Source organism: Tahibacter sp. (genome assembly GCF_035481375.1).
Lineage (GTDB): Bacteria > Pseudomonadota > Gammaproteobacteria > Xanthomonadales > Rhodanobacteraceae > Tahibacter.
The window spans coordinates 1-9,966 of the sequence record NZ_DATIGT010000324.1 but is presented as its reverse complement, the minus strand read 5'-3'; the positions used below and the strand labels follow the sequence as shown (position 1 = coordinate 9,966).

The following is a 9,966-nucleotide window of genomic DNA, read 5'->3' as shown; positions in this document are numbered from 1 at the left end:
GGGAGCCGTTCGGCGAAGTCGGCCAGTATCGGGTGCGCGAACAGGTCGGCCAGCGACACCTCGACGTTCAACGCGTCGCGCACGCGCGCGAGCACCTGCACCGCGGCCAGCGAATGCCCGCCGAGCTCGAAGAAGTGATCGCTGGCGCCGAGCACGCGCGCGCCGAGCACGTCGTTCCAGATCGCCGCGACGCGCCGCTCGGTGTCGCTGCGCAGCGGACGGAAGCGCTCCGAGCGCGGCAGGTCCACCTGCGGCAGCCGCGCGCGATCGACCTTGCCGTTGCGCGACAGCGGCAGCCGCGCGAGGAACACGAACTGCGCCGGGATCATGTATTCCGGCAGTTTCCGCGCGAGCGCGGCGACGAGTTCGCGACGCAGCCGCGCCTCGTTCGCCTGCTGCGTCGGCGCATTCGTCATCGCGCCGTCCGCTTCGGCGGCGACGCCGCGCAGCAGCGCGACGTGATCGTGCAGCAGCGCCGGATCGCTCGCGGTGATCAGCAGATGGAAGCGGCCGCGCGTGTCCGACGCGATCCAGCTCGGCTGTGCGATCAGGTCGCCGTGAATCGCACGGCGCACGGCGTCGGCCGGCGCGATGCAGGAATCCTCGGTGTCGCCGTTGTCGCCGTCGCTGTCGCTGTCGACGAGCGCATTGCGCAGCGGCGTCAGGATCGCGACCGCATCGGGATTCGCGCGCGCCCAGGCCATCGCCGCCGCGAACGCACCGGTGTCGTGCGCCTCGAAGACACGCTGGCGCGCGATCGCGGGCATCGCGTCGCGCAGCACGACGTCGTAGCGGAACGCGGTCATCTCGTTCGCGTTCGGCGCGGTCTTCGGCAGTACCTGCACGGCGTGCGTGCCGGCTCCGGCACGCGCGAACCAGGCCGGCGCGATCAGCAGTTCCTTTTCCTGCGCGGCCGCGCGCCGCGCCGCTTCCGCCAGATCGGCGGCAGGCGTCGCGCGCGCCTGTTGAATCGCCTGATGGAACGCGTCGAGCAGCAGCAGGTTGCGCACGTCGCCGACGAACAGCGCGCCGCCGGGCTGCAGCCGCGCGAGTGCGGCAGCGACGACGCGTTCGAGGTAGTCGCGATCCGGGAAATACTGCGCGACCGAGTTGAGGATCACGGTATCGAACGATTCGGGAGCCAGTGTGTCCAGCGCGTCGGCGCGCGCATGCACGAGTTCGACGCCGCGGATGCCCGCCTGTTCGATCTTGCGCTGCAGACTGACCAGCGCTTCCTGCGACAGATCGACGCCGACATAGCGCGCGCAGTCCGGCGCAAGCCGCAGCAGCAGCAGGCCGCTGCCGCAGCCGATCTCCAGTACGCGCCGCGGCCGCAGCGCGCGGATGCGCGCGACGGTTTCGTCCTGCCACTGCTCCATTTCGTCGAGCGGTATCGGCTCGCCGGTCAGGCTGCTGTTCCAGCCGTCGAAGTTGAACAGCGCATCGCGGTTCGGCCCGCGGTAGTTGTCGTCGTAGAGGCGCTGCCAGTCGGCGATGCGTTCGTCCTCGAGATCCGCGGTCGCCTCCGCGCGCACGCTGACATAGGCCACGAGCCGGCCTTCGCCCGCCGCATTCGCGACGTGCACGACGGCGGCTTCGCGCACCGCCGGCAGCGCGGCGAGACAGGTCTCGATCTCGCCGGGTTCGATGCGCATGCCGCGCAGCTTGATCTGTTCATCGCGGCGGCCGAGGTATTCGATGCGGCCGTCGGCGAGCCGGCGCACGCGGTCGCCGCTGCGATACAACCGCGCGCCCGGCGCGCTCGAGAACGGATCGGGCGGGAAGCGGCTCTCGTCGAGTTCTGTCAGGCCGATGTACCCCGCCGCCACACCGGCGCCGCCGACATACAGTTCGCCGGGAATGCCGATGGGCTGCGGCTCGCCGGCATCGTCGAGCACGTACGCGCATACGTTCGGCAAAGGCTGCCCGATGGTGATGCGATCGTCATGCGCGACGTCGCCGATCGTCGTGACGACGCTCGCTTCCGCGGGGCCGTAGGCATTGAGCAGTCGATAGGTCGCGCCGGCCGGCGGACGCCGCGTCAGCGCGGCACCGCCGGTCGCGAGCGTGCGCAACGTCGGCGGCACGATGCCGTGCGCGAGCACGATCTCCGCGAGCGGCGTCGGCAGCATGCTGCAATGCAGCCGTTCGGCGCGCCACCAGCGCAGGAATGCGTCGGCGTCCTGCGCGGGTTCGACCGGCGTCAGCACGAGCGTCGCGCCGGCGCAGAGCGTCGGCCAGATATCGATGAGGCTCGCATCGAAGCCCAGGCCGCAGGCGCCGGACACGCGATCGCCGCGCTGCAGCCCGAGCGCATCGCGCATCGCCTGCACGAAGTTCGCGAAGCCGCGGTGCCCGACGAGCACGCCTTTCGGCGTACCGGTCGAGCCCGACGTGAACACCACGTAGGCGATGTCGTCGTCGCGCTCGACTGCCGGCGCGGGCGCGGGATCCCGCCCGGGGATCGCGTCGTCGTCGGGCGCGACGACGAAGCGCGGCAGCGCGAGCGCGCCGTCGCCGAGTTCGAGCGGTTCCGGTCCGTCGCCGACGACGGCGCGTGCCTGCGCGTCGACGAGCAGGCACGCGGTGCGCTGTGCCGGCGCCGCTGTGTCGAGCAGCACGTAGGCCGCGCCGCACTTGAGTACGCCGAGCAGCGCGACGATCAATTCCGGACTGCGGCGCATCAGCACGCCGATGCGCGCGCCGGCGCCGAGATCGTGCGCGCGCAAGCGCTGCGCGAGCGCAGTCGCGCGCCGGTCGAGTTCCGCATAGCTGAGGCTGCGCGCGCCCTGCACGACGGCCGGCGCATCGCGTTCGCGGCGTGCCGTCACCTCGACGAGCCGGTGCACGCGGCCCTCGCCGAACGCGACGCGCGGACCGCAGGCGACGCCGATCAACGCCTCGCGCTGCGCCGGCGTCAGCAGCGGCAACGCCATGAGCCGGCGCTGCGGATCCGCGACGAATGCCCGCAGCAGCACGTTCCAGTGCGCGAGATAGCGCTCGATCGTCGCCCGGTCGAACAGCGAAGTCGCGTATTCGACGCCGCCGCGCAGCGTATCGCCCGACTGCCACAGATACAGGGTCAGGTCGAACTTCGCGGTGCCGGCGCGATAAAGGGGCCGCTGCGTCGTCGACACGCCGGGCAGCGCGAGATCGACCGGCGGCACGCTCTGCCAGGCGAACGCGATCTGGAACAACGGCGTGCAGGCTGCGCTGCGCGGCGGATTCAGCGCCTCGACGAGCTGCTCGAACGGCAGTTCGCGATGTTGCTGCGCGGCGAGCACTTCGTCGCGCGTCAGCGCGACGAGTTCGGCGACGGTCGGATCGGCGCCGAGTTCGAAACGCAGCGCGAGCGTGTTCGCGAAGAATCCGATCAGCGCTTCGGTTTCGGCGCTGTCGCGGTTCGCGCTCGGCATGCCGAGCACGAAATCGCGCGCGTCCGACAGGCGCGCGAGCAGCGCGACCCAGGCCGCGAGCGCCGTCATGAACAGCGTCGCGCCGCACTGCTCGGCGAGCCGGTGCAGGCCGCGCGTGAGGTCCGCGCCGATCGTGCAGGCCACGAGATCGCCGGAATAGTCCTGTTGCGCCGGACGCGGCCGGTCCGACGGCAGCTCGAACAGTGCCGGCGCATCGGCGAGACGCTGCGTCCAGTACGCCGTTGCGAGCGCGAAACCGGTCGCGCCCTGCACGTTCTGCAGCCACTGCGCGTAGTCGGCGTACTGCACGGCCAGAGCCGGCAAGGCCGCCGTGTCGCCGCAACACGCGGCGGCGTAATGCGCCTGCAGTTCGCGCAGGAACAGCGCGAGCGACCAGCCGTCGCAGGCGATGTGATGGATCGTGATCACGGCAATGTGTGCGCGCGGCCCGCACCGCAGCAGCGCGACGCGCAGCGGCAGCGCGCAGGTCAGGTCGAACGCGCGCGCGACTTCGGCCGCGATCGCCGTATCGACCGCGGACGCGTCGTCGTCGATCGACGCGTCGCGCCACGGCAGCGCGATGTCTGCGGTGTCGCGTATCTGCTGCACGGGCCGCCCGGCGCGCGCCGGAAACACGGTTCGCAACGCCTCGTGCCGCGCGAGGATCGCCGCGATCGCGCGCCGCAGTGCATCGCGGTCGAGCGCGCCGTCCAGATGCAGCACGACCGGCATGTGATACGCGCGGCTCGCGTCCGCGCCGGTCTGTGCGAGAAACCACAACCGCTGCTGTGCCGAGGACAACGGCAGGTCGCCGCTGCGCGCCGCCGGAACGATCGGCGGCAAGGCCGAGCGCCCGGCGCGCGCGACCGCGGCGGCGAACGCGTCGAGCGTCGGATGCGCGAACAGCTCGGCGACGTTGACTTCCACGCCGAGCGCACGGCGCAGCCGCACGAGGACGCGCACGGCGAGCAGCGAGTGGCCGCCGAGACGGAAGAAATGATCGCGGCGGTCGATCACGCGGCCGTCGAGCAGCTCGCTCCAGACCGCGGCGACCTCGCTCTCGACGCCGGGGCGCGGCGCTTCGTGTCCGCCGCGCGCGATCGCGAGCGGTTCGGGCAGCGCGGCCCGGTCGGTCTTGCCGTTCGGCGACACCGGCAGGTGTTCGAGCACGACGAACGCCTCGGGCACCATGTAGCTCGGCAGGGACGTCAGCAGATGCGCACGCAGTTCGTCGGTGCGGTCGGCCGCGGCGTCGCCGCGTTCGTCGGCGAGCACGCAGTAGCCGACGAGCCGCGCATAGCCGGCCGCGTCGCGACGCAGCGCGACGGCCGCTTCGCGCACGGCTGCGTGCATCGCGAGCTGCGCCTCGATCTCTTCGAGTTCGATCCGGTAGCCGTTGAGCTTGATCTGCGCGTCGGTCCGCCCGGCGTGATGCAGGCGGCCGTCGCGATCGCGCCAGGCCAGGTCGCCGGTGCGATAGAGGCGCTCGCCCGCGGCGAACGGGTTCGCGACGAAGCGCTCGCGCGTCAGTGCGTCGAGCCCGACATAGCCGCGTGCGAGCCCGGCGCCGCCGAGATACAGCTCGCCGACGATACCGGTCGGCGCGAGTTCGCCGCCGCCGTCGAGTACGTAGGCCTGCGTGTTGGCCAGCGGCCGGCCGATGCAGGCGGTCGTAGCCGCTGCACAGCCCGCGTCGATGCGCTGGATCGTCGACCAGATCGTCGTTTCGGTCGGACCGTACACATTCCACAATGTGCCGACGCGCGCGGCGAGGCGACGCGCGAGTTCGCTCGGCAGCGCTTCGCCGCCGCACAGCGCCTTGAGTCCGGCGCGGCCGGTCCAGCCGCCGTCGAGCAGCACGCGCCAGCCGGTCGGCGTCGCCTGCATGACGTCGACACGTTCGCGTTCGAGCAGCGCGGCCAGCGCGCGCGGATCCTGCGCGGCCGCGCGGTCGGCGAGCACGACGCAGCCGCCGGCGATCAGCGGCAGAAACAGTTCGAGCGCGGCGATGTCGAACGCGATCGTCGTCAGCGCGAGCACGCGGTCGCCCGCGGCGATCGCGAGTTCGTCGCGCATCGCGAGCAGCAGGTTCAGGAGCGCGGCATGTCCGATCGCCACGCCCTTCGGCTTGCCGGTCGTGCCCGAGGTGTAGATCACGTAGGCGAGATCGCCGGGCGCCGCAGGTGATTGCGCGATGTCCGGCGCATCGGTGCCGTCGGCGGCGGCGACGTCGATCCGCGGCACGGCATCGCGCCCGTCGGTGCCGGATTCGTCGCCGCAGACCAGCAGCGCCGCGACGCCGGCGTCGCGCAGGATGTGTGCGCGCCGCTCGGGCGGATGCAACGGATCGAGCGGCACGTAGGCCGCACCGGCATCGAGTACCGCGAGCAGCGCGACGACGAGTTCGCTGCGCCGCGCCATCGCGACGCCGACGCGCGAGCCGCGGCCGATGCCGTGCGCCGCGAGCCGCTGTGCGACGCGACGCACGCGGCGCTGCAGTTCGGCATAGCTCAATATGGCGCCGCCGCAGTTCAGCGCGGGCGCCCCGGGCATCGCCTGAGCGGTCTGCGCGAACAACGCCGGCAAGGTCGTCGCCGGCCGCGCGACGGCGGTGGCGTTCCAGCCGTCGACGAGCTGCCGGCGCTCCACGGGATCGACGAGCGCGATGCGCGCAAGCGGCTGCGCGTCGTCATCGGCGAACGCGTCGAGCAGGCGCGTCCAGTAGCCGAGGCAGCGCGCGATCGTGTCGCGATCGTAGAGCGCCGTGGCGTATTCGGCGCCGATATGGATGCTGCCGCCGGCTTCCCAGAGCAGCAGCGTGACGTCGTGCTTGGCATGCACACGATCGCCGATGCCGCCGTACAGGATCAGCGCATCGCGCGACGCGCCGTCGGGTGCGACGCCGTAGCGCCGCGCGACCGCAGGCAGCGCAGACGGCTCGGTGCCGTCGAAGCGGAAGGATTCGATGCGGCTGCCGTACCACGTCAGCGCGGTCTGGAATAGTGGATTTTGCGCAAGACTGCGCTCGGCGTGTGCCGCCTCGACGATCTGATCGAACGGCAGATCCTGATGCGCGCGCGCCGCGCGCAACCGCTGCGCCGTCGCGCGGATCGCCGCCGCGGGTGTCGACGCGCGCGTGACGCGCACCGGCACCGTGCCGACGAAGCAGCCGACGACGCCGTCGTATTCGCGCTGCGTGCGCCCGTCGGTCGTGACGCCGACGACGGCCTCGTCCTGCCGGTTCAACCGCTGCAGCAGCACGACCCACGCCGCGAGCAGCACGCCGAACAGACTGCTTTCGTGGCGCCGCGCGAGTGCGCGCAGCCGTGCCGTCCGCGTCGCATCGAGCCGTCCGTCGACGAGTCCGCCGGCGAAGTCGTGCCGCGCGCCGCGCGCGCGATCGGCCGGCAGCGTCGATGTCGGCGGCGCGTCGCGCAGCGCCTCGCGCCAGTAGGCCGACTGCTCGCGCAGCGTCGCGGCGAAGGCGTCGGTGCGCTGGATCGCGACGCAGTCCGCATAGCGGCCCGCGGGCGGCAGCACCACGGCGGCGCCGTCGCGCAACCCGCGGTAGAGGTCCGCGAGTTCGTGCGCGAAGCGTTCCATCGACCGGCCGTCGAAGATCGCGTGATGCGCCGACAGCAGCCAGACGTGCTCGTCGCCGGGCAGTGCGACGACGCGGCCGCGAATCAGCGGTCCGTGCTCGAGATCGAACGGCGCAGCGGATTCGTGCTCGACGAGCGCGTCCAGCGCGGCCTCGGCATCGGCGTCGCGGCGCAGGTCGTGTTCGACGAGCGCGAAACGCGCGCCAGCCGCCGCCGCGATCGACTGCACCGGCTCGCCGTCGGCGAGCCCGAAGCGGGTACGCAGCGCATCGTGCCGCTGCGCGAGCAGGTCGAGCGCGCGCCGCAGCGCCGGGACATCGAGCGCGCCGCGCAGGCGCATCCCGGCAGGCATGACGTAGGCGCGCGCGGCGGCGCGGCCCAGCGTCGACAGAAACCACAGTCGGCGCTGGGCGAGCGCAAGCGGAACGGCACCGTCGGCAGCACCGCAGGTGACGACAGGATCGTCGACGGCGTCGGACGCCGCGACCACGGCCGGCCAGGCCGCGCCGTTCAGTTCGTTTGCCATCGCTACCCCTGCAGAATCGCGAATGGACTACACCGTGGATGGAAGCCGGCTGTCCTTCGCCTGCAAGCAGCAGTACTAGGTACCGCGCGCCGTTCCCGGCGTGATGTCGTAGGGCGAACGCCGCGCCGTCATCAGCGTCGCGTCATAGCGCGCGACGCGGTCGCGTCCCTCGCGCTTGGCCTTGTAGAGCGCCGCATCGGCACAGGCGAGCAGGTGGTGCAGCTCGTAGCCGGCCTTGGTCGTCGAGGTCACGCCGAAGCTCGCGGTGACCGGCCGGTCGTCGAGCACGTCGCCGGCCTCCGAGGCGCGCACGGCGTTGCGCAGCATCTCGGCGAGCCCGACCGCGCGATCCTCGTCGCAGCCGACCAGCAGGATCGCGAATTCCTCGCCGCCGATGCGGCCGAAATACTGGTTGGCCTGCAGATAGGTCGAGCAGACCGCGGCGACCTTGCGCAGCACGTGGTCGCCGGCGGCGTGGCCGCAACGGTCGTTGATGATCTTGAAATGGTCGAGATCGAACAGGATCGCCGCGGCTTCCTGGCGCGTGCGCCGGCATTCGTCGAGCGCATGCTGCGCCAGTTCGAGGAAATACGGCCGGTTCGCGATCTGCGTCAGACCGTCACGTTGTGACAATGTGCGGAAATGCAGCTGGCGCCGCTTGGTATAGAACGCCCACAGAAACACCAGCAGCAGCCCGGCAACCAGCATCCCGATGTAGAGCCGGCTCGTCTCGGCCGCCTTCGCCCCGAGGTCCTGCTGCAGCTGCAGCACCTGATTCTGCTTGTTCAGCGCGTCGATCTGCAGCTTGTTCGCGATCGACTGGTGCCGCGCCATCTGGTAGGCCAGCGAGCGGGCGCTGACGTCGTCGAAGTTGCGGCGGTCGGCTTCGGCGTATTTTTCGTGATAGCTCAGCGCGGCGCGCGCGTCGCCCTGCTCCTGGGCGATCTTGTAGAGCAGGAAATACGCGGCGACGGTCGGTTCGGTGGCCTGGCTCGGCACGCGCCGCTCGACCGCGCGCAGGGCGTACATGCGCGCCTGGGCGAGGTCGCGCAGTCCCCAGTAGGCCTGCGCCATGACGACGTCGACCTGGGAGATCAGATGCGGGTAGCGCGTGTTCTGGACCTCGTCGTAGACCGCGCTGATCATGTCCGCGGCTTCGCGGAACTGCTGGCGGTCGAGCAGTTCGCGCGCGGCGAACTGGCGCGCGAAATTGCCGAACACGACCTCGTTGATCCGCGCGCAGGCCTGCAGCGCGCGACGCACTTCCTCGCCGTTGGGGTTGAGCCGCTTCTGCTTGTACAGCGACTCGACCTGCAATTGCCGGCCCATGCACTCGCCGCGGCCGTCGGGGCTTTCGGCGATGAGCTTTTCGCTGAAGTCCTCGGCAAGCTCGTACTGGCCGACCTGGTTATTCAGGTAGGCCGCCATGTGGTAGGCCTGCGAGCGGGCGATGCGGTCTTCGATCGTCGGCAGCCGCTCGACGAGCAGGTCGAGGTAGGTGAAGGCCTCGTGGTAGCGGCGCGCGATGACGAGCGCGTTGACCATGCTCGCGGTCGCGCGGAACTGCAGCGTCGCGTCGCCGGAATTCTTGATGACTTCCTGGTACATCGGGATCGCGACGTCGTACTCGCCGGCATAGCCGCGCCGCCACGCCTGCAGGTAGGCGAGATGGCTCGACTGCGTGCGCGCCAGCGGCGCGGCTTCCTCGAGCTGGTCGAGGATGCGGCCGAATTCGCGATAGTCGGAACTCTTGATCGTGTCGGCCTGGGCGAGCAGCCGGTCGACTTCATCGGGTTGCAGCGCGAGCGCCGAGCCGAACAGCGCGGCGAGCGCGAGCACGATCAGGCGGCCGGCCGGCTGCAGACGCCGGCCGACCGCCTGGATCACACACAGCAGTGGCGTCGTGTCAGGCGACACGGACGGCGCTGGCGCGCGCGACAATCTCCTCGTCCTCGTTCGGCGCTTCCTGCTGATCCTCGTCGTCCTGCGCCGGTGCGAAGCCGCAGATCACGTTGGTGCGTGCGCCGAGCAGCGCTTCGAGGCGGGACTGGTCGCCGGACAGGATGGCGGCGCGCAGCGCCGGATCGAGCTGCGCCTGTTCGAGCGCGAGCGCGAGATCGGCGGCGCCGGCATGGCGCAGCTGTGCGTTACGGCCCATCGCGTCCAGGAATTCGATGACGTTCGACATGGTGTTCTCCTGATTCAACGGCGATCTGATGGTGCGAAGTGAGTGAGCCGGGATTCCGCGGGCAGAGCGGCCCGCCTCGTCCCCCTGTTGGTTGCAGCGGCGCGACCGGCTGGCAGCCGTCCGCGCGGTATCCCGAAAGCCGACCCGACTGCGGCCGATTCTCGTGCGATCCGTCCGTGGATCGCTGGCGGCACTACCACGGCCGCCAGGTGAAGAGCCTTGCCTGTCATGCGG

General features: G+C 71.1%; 3 protein-coding genes. All 3 read right to left on the bottom strand.

All coding sequences use genetic code 11. The annotated features are described in order from the left end of the window. Positions 1 to 7,544, bottom strand: a 7,544-nt coding sequence (locus VLF18_RS21840; RefSeq protein WP_325281747.1) for a non-ribosomal peptide synthetase, incomplete at its 3' end; no start/stop codon positions are given. A gap of 75 nt (positions 7,545 to 7,619) precedes the next feature. Next, positions 7,620 to 9,461 carry a GGDEF domain-containing protein gene (locus tag VLF18_RS21835; RefSeq protein ID WP_325281746.1) on the bottom strand — a complete coding sequence of 614 codons (1,842 nt, stop codon included), beginning with the start codon at positions 9,459 to 9,461 and terminating at the stop codon, positions 7,620 to 7,622. Next, positions 9,451 to 9,732 carry a hypothetical protein gene (locus VLF18_RS21830; RefSeq protein ID WP_325281745.1) on the bottom strand — a complete coding sequence of 94 codons (282 nt, stop codon included), beginning with the start codon at positions 9,730 to 9,732 and terminating at the stop codon, positions 9,451 to 9,453. The genes VLF18_RS21835 and VLF18_RS21830 overlap by 11 nt, the downstream gene beginning before the upstream one ends. Between the last annotated feature and the right edge of the window lie 234 nt (positions 9,733 to 9,966).